This window comes from Janthinobacterium lyxosi (assembly GCF_051380665.1).
Classification (GTDB): Bacteria; Pseudomonadota; Gammaproteobacteria; order Burkholderiales; family Burkholderiaceae_D; genus Janthinobacterium.
This window is the reverse complement of the sequence record NZ_JBNYXM010000026.1, coordinates 57863-74793: the sequence shown is the minus strand read 5'-3', so window position 1 is coordinate 74793 and position 16931 is coordinate 57863. Positions and strand designations below refer to the sequence as shown.

Below are 16931 nucleotides of genomic sequence, written 5' to 3'. Positions count from 1 at the left end.
GTTAGTCTTCTGAATGACGAACGGCCCGATCGAAAATTCGACCGGGCCGTCAAGGCAAAACCAAAGCGCTATGCCACTCGAGTTCTACGAAAAACTGCTTAAGTGAACGGCATTACCTCCGAAGAGGGGCTCGATGTGACGCAATGCGTGTTTAGAACTTGATATTTGCCGTCAGGCTGAACGAACGGGGCTGGCCCGGGGTGTAGCGGAAACCGGACTTGTTGATGGCCGCCACATAGGTCTTGTCGGCCAGGTTGTAGGCGTTCAACTGCAAGTCGAGGTTCTTGTTGACGGTATAGGTCGCCATGGCGTCGAAGACCCAGTAGGCATCCACGCGTGCCGGCGTGCCGACGGCGCCATCGGTGCCGCGCAGCATTTCACCCACGTAACGCGCGCCGCCGCCGATCTTCAGGCCAAACGGCAGGGTGTACGAGGTCCAGCTGGTGAACGCCTGTTTTGGCGTGTAGCTGAGGTTATTGATGCCGCTGGCCGTGACGACCTTGCCCGATTCGACCTTGGTATTCATGCGCGTGTAGCCGGCGCTGACGAGCCAGTTATGCATGATCTCGCCCACCACGCCGATTTCGATGCCTTCCACGCGCTTCTTGCCGGTTTGGTAATAAATGGTCGAGATGACAGGATCCTGTTCCACTTCGTTCTTGACGGTGGTCTGGTAGACGGCGGCCGACAGCGACAGTTTTTGCTTCAGGAAGTCCCACTTGGTGCCGATTTCCTTGGTGGTGGTTTCCTGCGGGTCATAGTTCGGGTTTTGCGCGCTGTTGGCGCCCGTGCTCAGGGCGAAGTTGACGCCAGGCGGCGCTTTCGACGTGGCCAGCAAGGCATACACGCTGCTGTCCGGCGTCGGCTTGTACATGGCTGAGATCTTGCCGTTGGCCAAGGTGTCGTTCAGGGTCAAATGGGTGGGAATCGGCGTACCGACCGGCAGTTTTTGCACCTGGTCCTTGGCCACGGCCGTTTGCAGGGTGACGGCGTCATAGGTGGTGTTGAAGTGGTCGAAGCGCACGCCGCCGTTGAAGATCCACTTGTCGCCGAACTTGACGGTGTCGAACACATATAGGCTTTGCGTGTTGACTTCGCCTTCCGTGAAGGCGCCGCTGCGCACGGGGTTGTGGCCGGTGACGGTGTCGCGCGGATTCGGATGGTACAGATTGGCATCCGGCAAGGTACCCAGGCTGGCTGGCACATAGCTGTAGTTGGTCTGCTTTTCGCTGGTGAACTCGGCGCCCGCCACCACGGAGTGCTTCAGCACGCCCGTGTCGAACTGTGCGCTGACCACGGTCTGGTTGGTCAGGATCGTGTTTTCCTGGTCCTTCACGGTGCGCAACGAGCGCGCCATGGTCCAGGTCGACGGATCGGTCGGGACCGGTGTCTTCAGGTTGACCATGCTGCCCATGAAGGCCGTCAGCAGGTAATCCTGCTTGGTCTTGCCGTAGCGCGTGGTGTTCTGGAGCTGCACGTTGGGCGAGAAATCATGGTCGATGCGCAAGGTGCCCATGTCGGCCTTGACCTTGTCGTAATCCGCGGTGGAACCGTAGAAATTCTTCGTGTCGACCTTGGCCGCGCCGTTCAGGAAGGAACGGATGACCGGTTGTTCCGTCGTGGCAACGTCCGGCGTCGAGTAGCCTGGCAGGCCGATGGTCGGCACGCCGCCGTCGGGCACGTTGTTTTGGTCCACGTGCAGGTAACTGGCCGTGATGCGCGTCGGTTTACCGATGCCGAAGGTGACGGTGGGCGCGAAGGCCCAGCGCTTGTTGGTGACTTCATCGCGCGCCGGGTTGCCGCTATCCTGCGTCATCAGGTTCAGGCGCAAGGCCGTGCCTGTATCGCTGTCGAGGATGCGATTCCAGTCGGCCGTGGCGCGTTTCTGCTTGCCGCTGCCCGCCGTCAGCAGGGAGTTGAAGGTGTTCGCCATGCTGGCCGTTTTGCTGACCAGGTTGATCGAACCGGTGGGCGAACCTCGGCCGCTGTCCGTGCCCGCCGGGCCCTTCAGTACATCGATCTGTTCGATGTTGAAGACGTCGCGCGAAATGGAGCCCACGTCGCGCACGCCATCGACATAGATGCTGCCGGACGAATCGAAACCGCGCATGTAGACGGCGTCGCCCGTGTTTGTGTTGCCGTTTTCGCCGAGGAAGAAGGTACCGACGCCTGGCGTGTTGCGCAGTGCGTCCGTCAGGGTCAGCGCGCCTTGCTGTTCGATCAATTCCTTCTTGATCACGACGATGGTTTGCGGCGTATTGACCAGCTCTTCCGTGTATTTCGGCGATGAGGCTTTTTCGGCCTTGAAATCATTTTCCTTGGAGCCCACGACCTTGATTTCGTTCAGGGTTTGCTGCGATGCCGGGACGCTTTGGCCGGCCGGGTCGGCCGCCTGGGCGGCGACGGGCAGCAGCATCACGGCCAGGGCGGCGCCGATGTGCTGGTTGAAACGGGTTGGTGCGTGTTTGCGGCTCTTGATTGCCATCTTGCTCTCTCGATAAGGTCAGGGTAGTGGTTCCTGGCTGGCTCTGCGACGCGGTGTGTTGGCACGCGGGCAAGTGGCTGGCGATGGAGACGGAATAGGCGGTATTGTAATAACTGGGCGCTATTTCGTAAATGAGAATCGTTATCAGTATCGTTTACGCAACGGATTGGGCGTGCCGCAAAAAAAACACTGTCATGGCGCATGAATGCTTGCTTTGCTGCCTGGCCGCTGCTATGTGCGCAAGCGTTCTGGAGCGGGAGTATGATGAGCAACCTTTACAAATCTCCGCCCAGCATGCTGCAGACTCCCGATGCTTTTGTCCCCCTGATCGACGTACCCGAACCAACCCCGGCCGCCGACCAGACGCTCACCTTTGTCTTCCACCGCGGGCGCTTGCTGTTGCGTACGCCGGAACTGCTCCTGCCCACTGCCGTCGAGGCGGCCGCGCTCGATATCGACTTGCGCCGCGCGCAGCCCGTGGGCCTGTGGCAGGGCCGCTATTGCCAGACCGTCTGGACCGATGAGGAGCTGCTGCCCGCCGACAGCGGCCTGGCTTGGCACGGCATGCGCTCGCTGTTCCATGCCGTCGATGATGCTTTCCTGGGTCTGGCCAGCCGCGCCGTGCAACTGGCCGAGTGGGCGCGCACGCACCGTCATTGCGGCGTGTGCGCCACGCCCATGCAGCGCAAGCGTGGCGAACGCTGCTTCACATGCGCCGCCTGCGGCATGCTCGCGTATCCGCGCATTTCGCCGGCCATGATGGTACTCATCCGCAAGGGTGAGCAGGTACTGCTGGCTATGCACAAGCACTCGCCGTCGCAGCGTTTCAGTCCGCTGGCCGGTTTCCTGGAAGCGGGTGAATCGATCGAAGAAGCCGTGCACCGCGAAGTGATGGAAGAGGTGGGTTTGCGCGTGCACAATCTGCAGTACTTCATGAGCCAGTCCTGGCCGTTTCCCCATTCGCTGATGATCGCGTTTACGGCCGATTACCTCGATGGAGAGATCCGCCTGGACGAGGACGAGATCGCCGAGGCGCGCTGGTTCGGCCCCGGCGAGGCGTGGCCGGAAGCGAGCTCCAGCGTGTCGATTTCGGCGCTGCTGGTGAGAGCGCACCGTCCGCCAGCGGCATAGGAAAGCCGGGGCCGCTCGGGCAGCTTGCCGCATTTTCTATATACTGGCGGCAATTGAAAATTTTAGGGTGGTTTAGCATGTCTCAAGAAGAATTCTCCGAAAACGACTGGCGCCGGCTGATCAGCAGCTTTGGTGAAGATCCGCAGCGTCCTGGCTTGCTGGAAACGCCGATGCGAGTGGCCAAGGCGTGGAAGCACTGGACGTCCGGTTATGGCCAGGATCCGGTGGATTTGCTGAAAGCCTTTGAAGATGGCGCGGAACAGTACAACGAGTTGATCGTCGTGCGCGGCATCCCCGTCTACAGCCATTGCGAACACCATCTGGCACCCTTCTTTGGCAAGGCCACCATCGGCTACGTGCCCAATGGCAAGATCGTCGGCCTGTCGAAACTGACGCGCCTGGTCGATTGCTTCTCCAAGCGTCTGCAAGTGCAGGAACGCATGACGATGCAGATCGCCAATGCCCTGATGGAAGTGCTGGAACCGAAATCGGTGGGCGTGGTCGTGCGCTGCCGTCACCTGTGCATGGAAAGCCGCGGCATCCGCACGCCGGGCGAAGAAACCATCACCTCGGCCATGCTGGGCGAGATGCAGCCGAACCTGGCGCTGCGCACGGAGTTCCTGGCGCTGGCACGCGAAAGCTGATTTTTCAGCGACGATGCAGGACGAAGGCGGCATATGCCGCCTTTCTTATGGTCTTCCAGATTCCCGTTCCGCCAGGTAGCGCGCCGGTGGCTTGCCCACCGCCTTGCGGAACATGGTGACAAAACCGCTGGTGTTTTCATAGCCCAGTTCCAGCGCCACGGCTTTCACGCTGTGGCCTTGTGCCAGCCCTTGCAAGGCAAGGATGACGTGCAATTGCCGGCGCCAGCGGCCCACGCTCATGCCCATTTCTTCCAATGACTGCCGGGTCATGCTGCGCTCGCTCATGCCGATGCGGCTGGCCCATTCGGCCAAGGTGCTTTTATCGGCGGGTTGCGCCAACAGCAGGGCGGCCAGGCGGCGCAGGCGCGCATCGCGCGGTATCGGCAAATGTAAGTCTTCCACCGGCGCCGCGGCCAACTCATCGAGCAGGGTGGCCACCAGGCGTTCCTGCGCGCCGTGCAGCGCATACAAGGTGGGAAAGCAGGCCGCCTTGGCGATCAGTTCGCGCAGCAAGGGCGAGACGGCCACGGTGCAGCAGACGGCCGGCAGGGCCGGCGCCATGGCCGGCTCGACAAACAGGCAATAACATTCCGCCTCGCCCACGCCCTGCGCCGCATGCATCAGGCCGCCCGGTATCCACACGGCGCACTGGGGCGGCACGATCCACACGCCGCTTTCCACTTCGCAATGAATCACGCCCCGCGTGGCGTACAGCAGCTGTCCCTTGCGGTGCTGGTGCGGCGCCTGCTCCACATCCTCGCGCACGCTGGCCAGGCCCACGGCCAGCAGCGGCCGCAGCACGCCATCGACGTCGAAATCGATGGTGACGGCGGCTGCGCCCAGCCGCGTAGGGAGCAGATCGGGCAGGAGAAGATGGGGCATGGGACAACTTTGGCTGGATTGAATAATATCGTGGCTATTTTATGCAATGACGCGCAATGCCGCCAACGGTATCGTATGTGCATCCGCAGCCCCGCTTCAACGGCAACCGCCGCCGCCAGTGTTCTGATGAAGGCCAGGAGGAACGGCAACCCCCTTTGAAGGAGTCTCCCATGCAACTCGATATCACCGATTTCCCCCTCGTCTGGATCCGCCGCGATCCTGCCGCACACCGCCACGACGATGCCTTGTTCGCCCAGTTCGAGGCCCTGCTAGCGCGCCAGCAGGCGTTTGTCATTCTCAGCGAAGAAGGTCTGGACGAGGACGGGCATGCGCATCCGCAGGAAGAGCGCAAGCGCGCCGTGCTGTGGATGAAACGGCACAAGGCCGCCCTGCGCGCGTATATCCAGGGCATGGTGCTGGTCGAACCGAGCGCGGCCAAGCGCCTGGCGGGCAAGGCCTTTGCCGTCATGTTTGGCCAATTCTGGGGCTATCCCCTGCATTTCGGCACCAGCCGCGACGACGCGCTCGACATCGCGCAGCATTTGATCAAGGCGTGGCTACCGCCGCAACTGCCGTCAGGCAACGGCAGCCAGGCCGCACATCAGTAGCGATAATCGTTTACAAAATGCTTGGTGAAGTTGTACTTGCTGCCGCCGTCGAGTAGGTCGACCAGGCGTTTCGGCGCCGAGGCCGACATGAAGGCGTCGGCTGCGCCGCCCGTGCTGCGGAACTTCATGCCGGGGCTGAGGATCTGGTTGGCGCCGACTCTCAGGTGCTGGAAGCTCTTGGTCTTTTCATTGTTGAGGATGAAGTGCAATTCCTGCTTGAAGGTCAGGAAGGGAATCTTCAACCACCAGCCTTCGTCCGTGCCATAGCTGGCGACGCTGGAAAAATGCGTGTTCTTGTCCGTCAGGGTGGGTTTGCCCAGGCGGTCGTTGATGCGTTTCATGGCTTCATTCTTGGTCATGCTGTTCTTTCGCGATTCGATCTATCCGGCGTGCATTCTGACACAGGCGCGCCGCGACGTGCCGCGTATTGCATCAGAGTAGCAAAATCAGCGAGCCGAGCACGATCAGGCCACCGCCGGCCGCCGCTTTCAGGGTGAACGGCTCGCCCAGCACCAGCCAGCCAGCCAGCATCACCAGCGCCACGCTGAGCTTGTCGACGGGCGCCACCAGCGAGACAGGCCCCAGTTGCAGCGCGCGGAAATAGCATAGCCACGACAGTCCCGTGGCCACGCCCGAAGCGATCAGACAGGTCCAGCCCACCCAGTTGCCCCCGCTGGGGCGCTGCCACTCTGCGCGCAGCGAGATGATGGCCGTCACCAGCAGGATGACGCCCGTGCGTATCAAGGTGGCCATGTTGCTGTTCAGATGGGCCACGCCCAGCTTGCCCAGAATGGCCGTCAGGGCCGCAAACACGGCCGACAGGATGGCAAAGCCTTGCCAGGTAAACGTGGTCGACATGGGACTCCCTGCGCGGTGAAGAATTGCAGTGACTGTAGCGTAAAAGAATGGCGGCCGCTGCCAACATTTTTATTGCAACGCAGCATCAATTCTCATCAATTGTTGCAACCCATTTACAACACCGGGAAAAAAACATTGCTTGCCGGCATTGTAAAAAATGGTAGTTCGAGCGTATGCTGGAGACGTCTGAACGGTGCCGCCAGAGCACCGTCGCCGCCGCATTCCTGGCCTGCAGAGCTGGAAGCAGGCCACGCCCCTTCGCCGCACAATAGAGAGTTGGAGACACAGCATGAAGAAATTGACGTTCCAGCAGAAGTTATGGATCCCCCTGATTTGCAGCCTCTTGTGCATCACCGTTATTTTTGTCTATAACGCCCTGGAAATCCGCAAGATCCGCATCGAAGAGCGCAGCGCCGACCTGAGCAATGCCGCCGACCTGGGCCTGGGCGCCGTCAAGATGTTCGGCGACCTGGCCGCCAGCGGCGCCTTGACGAAGGAAGAAGCGCAAAAGCAGGCGACTGCCGTCATCAAGAGCATGCGTTTTGGCGAGACTGGTTATTTGTCCATCATCAACCTCGATGCCGTCGTCGTGATGAATCCCGCCGCGCCGCAAACCAACGGCAAGAACATGTCGGACTTCAAGGATGCCAACGGCACCTATCTGTACCGCGACATCGTTGCCGTCGGCAAGAGCGATGCGGGCAAGGGCTTCGTCCACTATTATTTCCCCCGTCCGGGCCAGAAAACCCCCGAACCGAAGATGAGCCGCGTGGTGGCCTACAAGCCGTGGGCCTGGACCCTGGTGGTGGGCGTGTATATGGACGATATCGACGCGGCCTTCCGCCAGTCGCTGATCAACTCGCTGGGCGTGCTGGCGCTGGTGTGCGCGCTGCTGGCCGCCGTCGTCGTGGCGATCAACCGCAGCCTGCGCCATGCGCTGGGCGGCGACCCCGAGTATGCAGCCGACGTGGCGGAAAAAATTGCCAACAACGACTTGAGCGGCAACGTGCGCACGCACGCCAACGACCGCCACAGCGTGCTGTACGCGATGAAAACCATGCAGGCCAACCTGGTCGATGCGATCAGTGAAATCCGCCACAGCGCCGAGACGATCGCCACGGCATCGAGCGAGATTGCCAGCGGCAATATGGATCTGTCGGCGCGCACGGAAATGCAAGCCAGTTCGCTGGAAGAAACGGCGGCCTCGATGGAGGAATTGACCTCGACCGTGACGCAAAACGCGGGTAACGCCGTGCAGGCGAATGAACTGGCGCAGTCCGCTTCCGCCGTGGCGCGCCAGGGCGGCGCCGTGGTGGCGCAAGTGATCGGCACCATGGACACCATCAACGCCTCGTCGCGCAAGATCGTCGACATCATCGGCGTCATCGACGGCATCGCCTTCCAGACGAATATCCTGGCATTGAATGCGGCCGTGGAAGCGGCGCGCGCCGGCGAGCAGGGCCGCGGCTTTGCCGTGGTGGCGTCGGAAGTGCGTAATCTGGCCCAAAGATCCGCTGGCGCAGCGAAGGAAATCAAGGAACTCATCGGCGCTTCCGTCGACAGCATCGCGGCCGGCAGCACCCTGGTCGCACAGGCGGGCACGACCATGGATCAGGTGGTGGCCAGCGTCTCGCGCGTGACCGACATCATGGCCGACATCACGGCCGCCTCGCACGAGCAAAGCACGGGCATCGGCCACGTCAACCAGGCGATTACGGAAATGGATAGCGTGACGCAGCAGAATGCCGCACTGGTGGAAGAGGCGGCGGCGGCGGCGTCCAGCATGCAGGACCAGGCGGCCGTGCTGGCGCAACTGGTGGCGCGCTTCAAACTGTCGGCGCAGGAGCCGGGGACGGCGCCGCGCCTGGCGGCGAGCTCGGCTGGCGCGCCACGCGCCGTGGCGAAAAAGCCGCTGCGCAGCCTGGCGGCGCGCTGATTTACTGGGCTGGCGCCGCCGCTTGCGGCGCCGGCTCGAATTCCAGCTTGTCATCGACGACCACGAATTGCCCGACCGGCTGGCCCAGGTCGGCTTTCGGGTCGTTTTCCATTTCGGTCAGATCATTGCAGGTAGTCGTTTCCGCCTGCCACAGTTGCTTGCCCATACGGATATTCCACCGGCCATCGCCGGCCGCAAACAGCTCGACCTTGATGTCGGCGGGTGCATCGGTCGAGAGGATATGCAGGCGCTGGCATTGCGGTAGATTGGTGGCCATCAGCTGCACTTCCACGGTATCTTGCCAAAAATAACGTTGCTCGCGGCGCACGGTCAGGGAATGGTCTTGCCCATCGAACATGTAGATGGCGAAGTCCTGGACACAGCCTGACAGCAGGACGGACAGCATGACGATCAGGAGTTTGCGCATGGTCGGCTTTCTTGGTTTGTTCTCTGGAATGTCGGGATGCCTGCGTGACGGCGCTAGTGAATGCTTGCCTTGCTTGGGCGCCGTCTTGTTTTTCGCTTACGTGGCATTATATCCATGCATATCAGTTGCGGCGCGACAATAGTTAGGCCAAGTTCGCCTGCCCTACTTATCTACCTGGAAAGACCACGATGATCGACCTGTATTACTGGACCACGCCCAACGGGCACAAGGTGACGATGTTCCTGGAAGAAGCAGGCATCCCCTACAACATCATTCCCGTGCATATCGGCAAGGGCGAGCAGTTCAAGCCCGAGTTTCTCGCCATCGCGCCGAACAACCGCATTCCCGCCATCGTCGACCAGGCGCCGGAAGATGGCGGCGCGCCCTTGTCCCTGTTCGAATCGGGCGCGATTTTGCAATACCTGGCCGAGAAAAGCGGGCAATTCCTGCCGGCGGACGTGCGCGGCCGCGCCGAAGTCATGCAGTGGCTGTTCTGGCAAATGGGCGGCCTTGGCCCCATGGCCGGGCAGAACCACCATTTCGTGCAATATGCGCCCGAGCCCATCGAGTACGCGATCACGCGCTACGTCAACGAAACGAACCGCCTGTATGGCGTGCTGAACAAGCGCCTGGCAGACCGTGCCTTCGTGGCCGGCGATACCTATACCATCGCCGACATGGCGATCTACCCGTGGATCGTGCCGCACCAACGCCAGCGCCAGAAGCTGGAAGATTTCCCGCACCTGGCGCGCTGGTTTGTAGCCATTGCCGCCCGCCCGGCCACCGTGCGCGCGTATGCCCGCGCGACCGAAATCAATGTGCAGCCCACCGTCAGCGGCGATGCGAAAAGCGTGCTGTTCGGCCAGACGGCGAAAACCGTCGGCTGATATTTTTGTCATCTTCGCAGCCGGTTTGCGGGCGTAGAATAGGGCATTCCTATGAAGAAAGCCGCCATGCGCATCCTGGTAATCGAAGACGAACCGAAGACGGGCGATTATTTGCTGCGCGGCCTGGCCGAGTCCGGCTTTACGGTCAGCCTGGCGCGCAACGGCCGCGACGGCCTGCACCTGGCCAGTAGCGACACGCCCGATTTGATCGTGCTCGACGTGATGCTGCCCATCATGGATGGTTGGCAAGTCTTGCGCGCGCTGCGCCTGCAGGAAGGCGGCGCGGACGTGCCCGTGATCTTCCTGACGGCGCGCGACGAAGTGCAGGACCGCGTCAAAGGGCTGGAACTGGGCGCCGACGATTACCTGGTGAAACCGTTCGCGTTTGCCGAGCTGGTGGCGCGCATCCGCACCCTGCTGCGGCGCGGGCCACCGCGTGAAGATGACGTGATCCGCATCGGCGACATGGAAATCGATGTGATGAAACGCAAGGTCAGCCGGCAAGGCCAGCGCATCACCCTGACGGCCAAGGAATTCGGCTTGCTGCATTTATTGGCGCGGCGCCAGGGCGAGGTCTTGTCGCGCTCCATCATCGCTTCGCAAGTGTGGGACATCCATTTCGAGAGCGACACCAACGTCATCGACGCGGCCATCCGCCGCCTGCGCAGCAAGCTCGACGACCCGTTCGAACCCAAGCTGATCCACACCTTGCGGGGCATGGGCTATGTCTGCGAATTGCGCGTGCCGCTGGCTCCCGACCATGGCGCCGCCACATGAAGCTGGCGCAACTGCGCCGTTCGCTGACGCTGCGCGTCACGCTCGTCTTCGTGCTGATCGTGGCGCTCGTGTCGGCAGGGCTGGGCATGCATCTGTACCGTTCATTCGTGGCGGAAATCGAGCGCCGCGACGACATTTTGTTGCTGGGAAAATTGCGCCAGATCCAGCAGCTGCTGGGCAATGCGGGCACCCTGGACATCATCCGCGAGCGGCCCCAGTATTTCCGCGACACCATGAGCGGGCAAGAAAATTCCTTGGTTCGCATCGTGCGCGCCGATGGCACGCGTTTGATCGATGTCAATCCGAACGGCGAGACGGTGGCGCATGCTGTTCCCGTGGCCGTCGATGCGCCCGTGACGGACAGCGCCATCGTCAGCTGGACCAGCCGCGACGGCTATCCGGCCAGAGTCGTGGCGGCCAGCGCGCGCATCGGCGAGCCCGCGCAGATGGCTGATATTGCCGTCGCCCGTGTCTACGGCGACCGCACGGCCATGTTTGCCGCCTACCGCTGGCAGATCGTCGTGTCGGTGGCCGTCAGCGCGCTGGTGGCGGCGATTCTGGCCAGCGTGATGTTGCGGCGGGGATTGCGACCGCTGCGCAATATCGCCGCGCACGCGGCCCTCGTGCGGCCCGGCAAGCTGGAGCAGCAACTGGAGGCGCGCGGCGCGCCGACGGAACTCTTGCCTTTGATCCAGGCGCTCAACGCCATGCTGGCCCGCTTGCAGGAAGGCTATGCGCGGCTGTCGCAGTTTTCCGCCGACCTGGCGCATGAATTCCGCACGCCCGTCACCAATTTGCTGGGGCAAAGCCAGGTCATGCTGGCCCGTCCCCGCAGTGCGCAGGACTATGAACAGCTGGTGTCGTCGAATGTGGAAGAGCTGGAACGGCTGTCGCGCATGATCGACAGCATGCTGTTTTTGGCGCGCGCGCAGCAGGATGAGATGATCCTGATTAAGCAAGCCTTGCCCGTGCAGGACGAGTTCTTGCGCCTGGCCGATTTCTTTGAAGGCCTGGCCGAAGAGCGAGGGCTGGCGCTGGCTTGCCACGGCAGCGGCGCAGTGACGGCCGAGCCGCAACTGCTGCGCCGCGCGCTGGGCAATTTGCTGTCGAACGCCATCCGCCACGCGGCGCCAGGCAGCACGATTTTGCTGCGTTCGCACACGACAAACGAGGGCGTGGAATTGAGCGTGAGCAACCTCGGCCCCGCCATCCCCGGGCGCCACTTGCCGCACCTGTTCGAGCGCTTCTATCGCGCCGATCCGGCCCGCAGCGACTCGGCCGCCTCCACGGGCCTGGGGCTGGCCATCGTCACGGCCATCATGCAATTGCATGGCGGCAGCGCGACGGTCGCGTCCGACGCGGCCGCCACGACGTTTACCCTCGTTTTCCCCGTTTAGCCCATTTCGACAAGAAACTCATGCATGCCCGTATGCGCCAACTGCGCGCAGGCGGGTGCAAAGTGCGGCAACTGTCCCCACAGCAGCGGGTTGCCGACGATGTACACATAGTGTTGCGCGCGCGTCAGGGCCACGTTGAGCAGGTTCGGCGTACTGGCCGCCCATTGCGCGGCGCCGGCCGTGCTGTCGTCGGCGCCGAGAATCAGCATCACCACGCTTTGCTCCTTGCCCTGGAAGGTGTGCACGGTGCCCACCATCTGGCTGCTCCACTGGCGCAATTCACGCGCCGTCGGCGCCTTGCCGTAGCCTAGGCGGCGGTCCCAGTCCATATCGACGATGCGCGCGCGCAATTCTTTGCGCACGGCCTTGAACGGCGTAATCACATACATGTCGGGCAGCTTGCCGTCGCGGCGATACAGTTTCAGCAGCACTTCCAGCACGAAATCGAGCTGCACGGGCACCACCTGCTTGTAGCTGACGGGGCCGGTGGCGTCGATCCAGCGGCTGGGGCCCCGCGTGAGGCCCCGTGCGCCGGCCGGCGGCGTGCGGTCAGTTAAGCCGTAGACCATCTTGTCTTCGTAGGCGATGCTGTTGACCAGCGAGAACATCGGTTCCACGCAGCGGCGGTGCACGCGCAAGGGGCTGCCTATCCACAGCGGCTGTGCGCTATTGGCGCCGACAGTCGCGCCGTAGCGGTTGGCCTTGTCGGCCAGGGTCTGCACGGAAACGGAGGTTGGTGCGTAACTGCCATCTTGCGTGTGTGGCGACAGGGCCGACAAGGTTTGCACGAGGCGGACCGGTACCGTGAATACGGGTTCGATCTGCAGCGGGTCGCCCACGACGACGGCACGCTTGGCGCGCCACAGGCTGCCCAGCGCCGCTTGTGGTGGAGCTTGTCCCGCCTCGTCGATGAACAGCCAGCCCAGCGATTCAGGGCCCATGCCCTGGAACTGGCGCGCGAACGAGGCAAACGTGGTCGACACGACAGGCACCACCATGAACAGGCTTTGCCACACCATGGCGATATGCGACTGGTCATAGGCGCGCTTGTTTTTCAGCAATTTCGACACAGCCAGCAAGTTGCCGCCAAAGCCGGGTCCGCCTTTTTTTGCTACTTCCGCCAGCCACGCTTCGTGCAGGGCCAGGGCCTTGGCGAACAGGCGCGAGCGCAGGCGCGCCAGGGCCGGTTCATGCCACAGGCCGGCTATCTGCAGCGCGTCCCCGTCCAGCTCGTCCAGGGTCGCCGGCGCGATAATGGTCGGGAAACGCATGCGCGCGCGGCGCAGCAGTTCCGTGCTGTCATCCCATTCGCGCTGGCGCGACTGCGCCGTGCGCAGGGCGATGTGCAGGCTGTTGCGGGCGCGCTCGCAGCGCGGCTCCAGCTCGCCTTTCAGCAGCAGCTTGATGGCGGATACGTCGCGCGCGGCCTGGCGCTGCGCTTCGGCGTTGGCGACGACGGCGTCCTTGTAGGCGCGCGCCGGTGCCGTGCGTAACAAGCGGGCGAAAAAGCCGGGCTGCGTCAGCGCCACCAGGCGTTCTTCTTCCAGCAATTCCTTTTTGCTGGCGAGCAGGGTGTCCTGCTGCGCCAGCGCGGCGGACAGGGCGCCATTCGCCGCATCCATCTCTTGCTCGGCAGCAATCAGCGTTTGCTGGCTGGCCTGGATGAAGTCGTTTTCCGTGCAAGTGCCCACGGCTTGCCACAGGGCTGCGTACTGGGCATGCTCGGCCAGGGTCTTTTCCACCAGGTGTTCCGTCTCGCGAAACTCGCGCGCCGCCTGGGCGAAGCTGACGCCCTGGTAGCTGGACAGCCACTGGCGGATATTTTGCGCGTTCGGCGTCTTGCGCGCCGTGCTCTTGTCCCAATCGTCGTCATAAAAATTACTGACGAAGCGGCGGCGGTTGGCGCTATTGCCCAGCGCACAGGACATCAAGCCCCATGGCGCCTCAGCATCGCTCAAGGCGCGGTTGGCGCCATTGCCATCGGCCACTACCCTGCGCGCGACGCTTTCAAAGTAACGCGTGCGCGCCCATTCCTTGCCCAGCTGTTTGGGTTTCGGCAAGTCGCCGGAAATGTTTTCCACCGCCGCATTGTTGGACGAGGCGACGACCATTTCAAAGCCCGTCAGTTCCGGGCGCAAGCGGGCGATGGTGATCGGGTCGCGCACGCCCTCGAAGGCCACGGCCACCTTGCCGATGAAGGCGTCGCCGGCGCGGTCCAGGCAGGACAGTACGCTGGCGCGGCGCACGATGTTGTCGGCGAACAATTCGCGCAACAAGGTCGTCTTGCCCGTGCCGGGCGGACCGTTGACGGAAAAGATGCCCCGCTCGCTCAAGCCCGTGCGCGCGCCGTGGATGGCGAACTGCTGCATCAGGCTCATGGCGTAGCTGGCGTCCTCCAGCCAGTGTCCGCGGTTCATATTGGCCGGATTGAGCATGGCGGCCAGCGCCTGGCGTCCGGCCGGGCTGTACAGGTCGATGCGCTCGTCCTGCGCCAGCGGCGTCAGGTAGGCGGCGACAGTCGCGGGCAGCTTGCCGCCGCGCAAGGCGCGAATGATCTGTTCCAGGTCATCGAGGTAAAAACTGTTGAGGATATCGATGCTTGGCTCCACCGCGTCGCCAAAGTTCAGGCTGCGGTTCTGGCTGGCGTCAGCCAGGTCCGCCTCTTCCACGGCGGCGCGTTTCTTGCGCGTGCGCAATTCGAGCACGGCCAGCGGCTGGCCTGCGGACGGGTGGAAACCGGCCCAGTCGCGCAGCAGGTCGGCCAGGGCCGCGATTTCCATGCCGGACAGGGGCGCCGAGACATTGCCCGCTTCGTCCGTCACTTGCTGCGGGACGCGGGCAGCGGCGAAGTTGCGCAAGCTGTCTTGCAGCGCCAGCTGGCTGTCGCTGAAGGCATCCAGGCTCAGGCCGGACCAGTCCGGCGTGCGGGCGCGGCCCAGCGCCCACGGCAAGGTCGAGACGGACACGGGATCGAACTGCGGCTCGCCCAGCGCATTCAGGGACAGGCGGGCAAAGCACGAGCGTCCGGCCAGTTCCGTTTTTTCTGTTTCGGCGATGTTTTCCGGTCCGCTGGCTGGCGGGCAAGCCTTGTTGATTTCGGCCTTGTCGAACACGCCGAGGAACAGCGAAAAGCCGTCGATTTCGCGGTCGGACGGTACTTGCCATTGCGTGGCGAACTGCAGCGGCAATTGCGCCAGCTGTTCGCGGTGCAGGAGACGCACGGTGGACTGGTCTTCAACGTCCGTGATTTGATTCAGGTCAAACGGGATAAAGAATTCGATCTTGTGCCAATACTCCAGGATAGCCAGGAGGCGCTGCTGTTCTGCCTGATTCATGATGACCAATATTTTGTAAAGCGAGCGAGGATTGTAAAGCGTATGCGCGCTGCACGTTTTGCACTTTCGCCTATTGCGCGGGCTTTGCCGCAAAAAAAGTTGGCCTGTCGCTGGAATGAAGCCGGACGGCAACTTCCTACGTCTCTTTATCGTTGACAGCTTGTCATTTTCACTGTTACTGTACTGTCTGTAATAGTACAGTGGAGCCATGCCATGAACCGTCGCAGTCCCTTGATGCTACAGATCGCTACAGGCGATCCGCGTCCCATCCACCGTCAGATCGTTGACGGCGTACGGCGCCTGATCGCCAGTGGCGAGTTGACGCCGGGCGCGAACTTGCCCAGTGTCCGTGGCCTGGCCTTGCAGCTGGGCATTAATCCGAACACGGTCGCCAAGGCTTACAGCGAACTGACGGCGGAGGGCTGGCTCGATGCGCGCGCGGGCCTGGGCTTGTTCGTGGCTGCACCGCGCCAGCGCCTGTCCGAAGAGGAACGCGCACGGCGTCTGGACGAGGCCTTGACCCGCTTCGTCGGCGACGTCATCGCGCTCGACTATCCCGCTGGCGTGGTGCTGGAGCGGGTAGCGGGCGAACTGGCATTGTGCGCTCCCAAGAAGACCGCTTGAGAGCGCCCGATGACGACTGAACCCATCTTGCAGACCGACAAGTTATCGCTGCGCTTCAAGGGCAAGCATGCACTCGACCAGCTCAGCCTGAGCGTGGCGCGCGGCGGCATCCATGCCATCGTCGGCGCGAATGGCGCTGGCAAGTCCTCGCTGTTCCGCGTGCTGCTGGGCTTCGAGGCGGCTACCGGAGGCAGTGCCCGTATCCTCGGTTGTGACTGCGCCCGGCTGACGCCGGACTTGCGTGGACGCATCGGCTATGTCAACGAGGAGCACACTTTGCCCCTGTGGCTGACGATCGATGAACTGACGGCCATGCAACGTCGCCTGTATCCGGGCTGGAATGAGGCACGCTATTGCTGCGTGTTGCGCAACTTCAATGTACTGCCTGGCCAACGCATCGCGCAGCTGTCACGTGGCGAACGTGCCGGCGTGAACCTGGCCCTGGCGCTGGGGCAAAGTCCCGAACTGCTGATCCTCGACGAACCCACGCTGGGCCTCGATGTGGTGGCTAAGCGCCTGTTCCTGGGAGCCATGATGGAAAGCAGCTATAGCGATGGCATGACCATTATTTATTGCTCGCACCAGATGGAAGAAATCGAGCGCGTGGCCGACCAGCTGATCATTCTCGAGCGCGGACGTTTGTTGCAGGTTTGCGCACCGGACGTGCTGTGTGAGCGGGTGCTGCTGTGGGTGGCCGAGTTTCCCTTCCTGCCACCCGATACGAGCGGGCTGCCCGGCATCTTGCATACCGAACATATCGACGGCCTGAGCCACTTCATGGTGCTGGACCAGGGAGCGGAATTTGCCGCGCGCCTGCGCCTGCTGGGTGCGCGCAGCGTGCACAACATGCCCGTCAGCCTGGACCGCGCCATCAATGCCTTGCTGGCGCGCGGCCATATTTCCTCTACTAACCCCACGCTGCACGCGGCCTGAGAAAGAC

General features: G+C 62.7%; 15 protein-coding genes. 9 read left to right on the top strand and 6 right to left on the bottom strand.

Annotated features, from left to right (window positions below):
* Nucleotides 1–151 precede the first annotated feature (151 nt).
* Nucleotides 152–2485: a catecholate siderophore receptor Fiu gene (locus tag ACQ4WP_RS22585; RefSeq protein WP_436524575.1), complete on the bottom strand. Its 2334-nt coding sequence runs from the start codon at nt 2483–2485 to the stop codon at nt 152–154.
* Nucleotides 2486–2779: 294 nt separating this feature from the next.
* Between ACQ4WP_RS22585 and nudC the strand changes: the two genes are divergently transcribed.
* Both nudC and folE read left to right on the top strand, forming a co-directional pair.
* Nucleotides 2780–3616, top strand: a complete 837-nt coding sequence (gene nudC / locus ACQ4WP_RS22580; RefSeq protein ID WP_436524583.1) for an NAD(+) diphosphatase — start codon at nt 2780–2782, stop codon at nt 3614–3616.
* Nucleotides 3617–3693: 77 nt separating this feature from the next.
* Nucleotides 3694–4260 (top strand): GTP cyclohydrolase I FolE, encoded by a 567-nt coding sequence (folE, locus tag ACQ4WP_RS22575; RefSeq protein WP_436524573.1) that lies wholly within the window; start codon nt 3694–3696, stop codon nt 4258–4260.
* Nucleotides 4261–4305: 45 nt separating this feature from the next.
* Here folE and ACQ4WP_RS22570 read toward each other — a convergent pair whose 3' ends face one another.
* The gene (locus ACQ4WP_RS22570) at nt 4306–5142 is read right to left on the bottom strand and encodes an AraC family transcriptional regulator (RefSeq protein WP_436524571.1); all 837 of its coding nucleotides are present in this window, start codon (nt 5140–5142) and stop codon (nt 4306–4308) included.
* A 170-nt stretch (nt 5143–5312) separates the two neighbouring features.
* Between ACQ4WP_RS22570 and ACQ4WP_RS22565 the strand changes: the two genes are divergently transcribed.
* Nucleotides 5313–5750 (top strand): hypothetical protein, encoded by a 438-nt coding sequence (locus ACQ4WP_RS22565; RefSeq protein WP_436524569.1) that lies wholly within the window; start codon nt 5313–5315, stop codon nt 5748–5750.
* On the opposite strand, the gene ACQ4WP_RS22560 is transcribed toward ACQ4WP_RS22565, so the two are convergent.
* Both ACQ4WP_RS22560 and ACQ4WP_RS22555 read right to left on the bottom strand, forming a co-directional pair.
* On the bottom strand, nt 5744–6109 hold the full coding sequence (locus ACQ4WP_RS22560; protein ID WP_436524567.1) for a hypothetical protein: 366 nt from the start codon (nt 6107–6109) through the stop codon (nt 5744–5746). The genes ACQ4WP_RS22565 and ACQ4WP_RS22560 overlap by 7 nt on opposite strands.
* 73 nt (nt 6110–6182) lie before the next feature.
* The gene (locus ACQ4WP_RS22555; RefSeq protein WP_436524565.1) at nt 6183–6608 is read right to left on the bottom strand and encodes an EamA family transporter; all 426 of its coding nucleotides are present in this window, start codon (nt 6606–6608) and stop codon (nt 6183–6185) included.
* Between the two features lie 289 nt (nt 6609–6897).
* Between ACQ4WP_RS22555 and ACQ4WP_RS22550 the strand changes: the two genes are divergently transcribed.
* Complete coding sequence (locus ACQ4WP_RS22550) at nt 6898–8544, top strand: methyl-accepting chemotaxis protein (RefSeq protein WP_436524563.1); 1647 nt, start codon at nt 6898–6900, stop codon at nt 8542–8544.
* Nucleotide 8545: 1 nt separating this feature from the next.
* On the opposite strand, the gene ACQ4WP_RS22545 is transcribed toward ACQ4WP_RS22550, so the two are convergent.
* Complete coding sequence (locus tag ACQ4WP_RS22545) at nt 8546–8971, bottom strand: YdgH/BhsA/McbA family protein (RefSeq protein ID WP_436524561.1); 426 nt, start codon at nt 8969–8971, stop codon at nt 8546–8548.
* Between the two features lie 188 nt (nt 8972–9159).
* On the opposite strand from ACQ4WP_RS22545, the gene ACQ4WP_RS22540 reads away from it, so the two are divergent.
* The 3 genes from ACQ4WP_RS22540 (at nt 9160) to ACQ4WP_RS22530 (ending at nt 12032) form a co-directional block, all read left to right on the top strand.
* On the top strand, nt 9160–9858 hold the full coding sequence (locus ACQ4WP_RS22540) for a glutathione binding-like protein (protein WP_436524559.1): 699 nt from the start codon (nt 9160–9162) through the stop codon (nt 9856–9858).
* Nucleotides 9859–9924: 66 nt separating this feature from the next.
* Nucleotides 9925–10635: a heavy metal response regulator transcription factor gene (locus tag ACQ4WP_RS22535; protein WP_436524557.1), complete on the top strand. Its 711-nt coding sequence runs from the start codon at nt 9925–9927 to the stop codon at nt 10633–10635.
* On the top strand, nt 10632–12032 hold the full coding sequence (locus ACQ4WP_RS22530) for a heavy metal sensor histidine kinase (RefSeq protein WP_436524555.1): 1401 nt from the start codon (nt 10632–10634) through the stop codon (nt 12030–12032). Before ACQ4WP_RS22535 ends, ACQ4WP_RS22530 begins: the two co-directional genes overlap by 4 nt.
* Here the strand turns inward: ACQ4WP_RS22530 and ACQ4WP_RS22525 are convergent.
* Complete coding sequence (locus ACQ4WP_RS22525) at nt 12029–15367, bottom strand: DEAD/DEAH box helicase (protein ID WP_436524553.1); 3339 nt, start codon at nt 15365–15367, stop codon at nt 12029–12031. The genes ACQ4WP_RS22530 and ACQ4WP_RS22525 overlap by 4 nt on opposite strands.
* Nucleotides 15368–15580: 213 nt before the next feature.
* On the opposite strand from ACQ4WP_RS22525, the gene ACQ4WP_RS22520 reads away from it, so the two are divergent.
* Together ACQ4WP_RS22520 and ACQ4WP_RS22515 are read left to right on the top strand one after the other, a co-directional pair.
* On the top strand, nt 15581–15991 hold the full coding sequence (locus tag ACQ4WP_RS22520) for a GntR family transcriptional regulator (protein WP_436524551.1): 411 nt from the start codon (nt 15581–15583) through the stop codon (nt 15989–15991).
* A gap of 9 nt (nt 15992–16000) precedes the next feature.
* Nucleotides 16001–16924, top strand: coding sequence for an ABC transporter ATP-binding protein (locus ACQ4WP_RS22515; protein WP_436524549.1), 924 nt, complete (start codon nt 16001–16003; stop codon nt 16922–16924).
* Nucleotides 16925–16931: the final 7 nt, after the last annotated feature.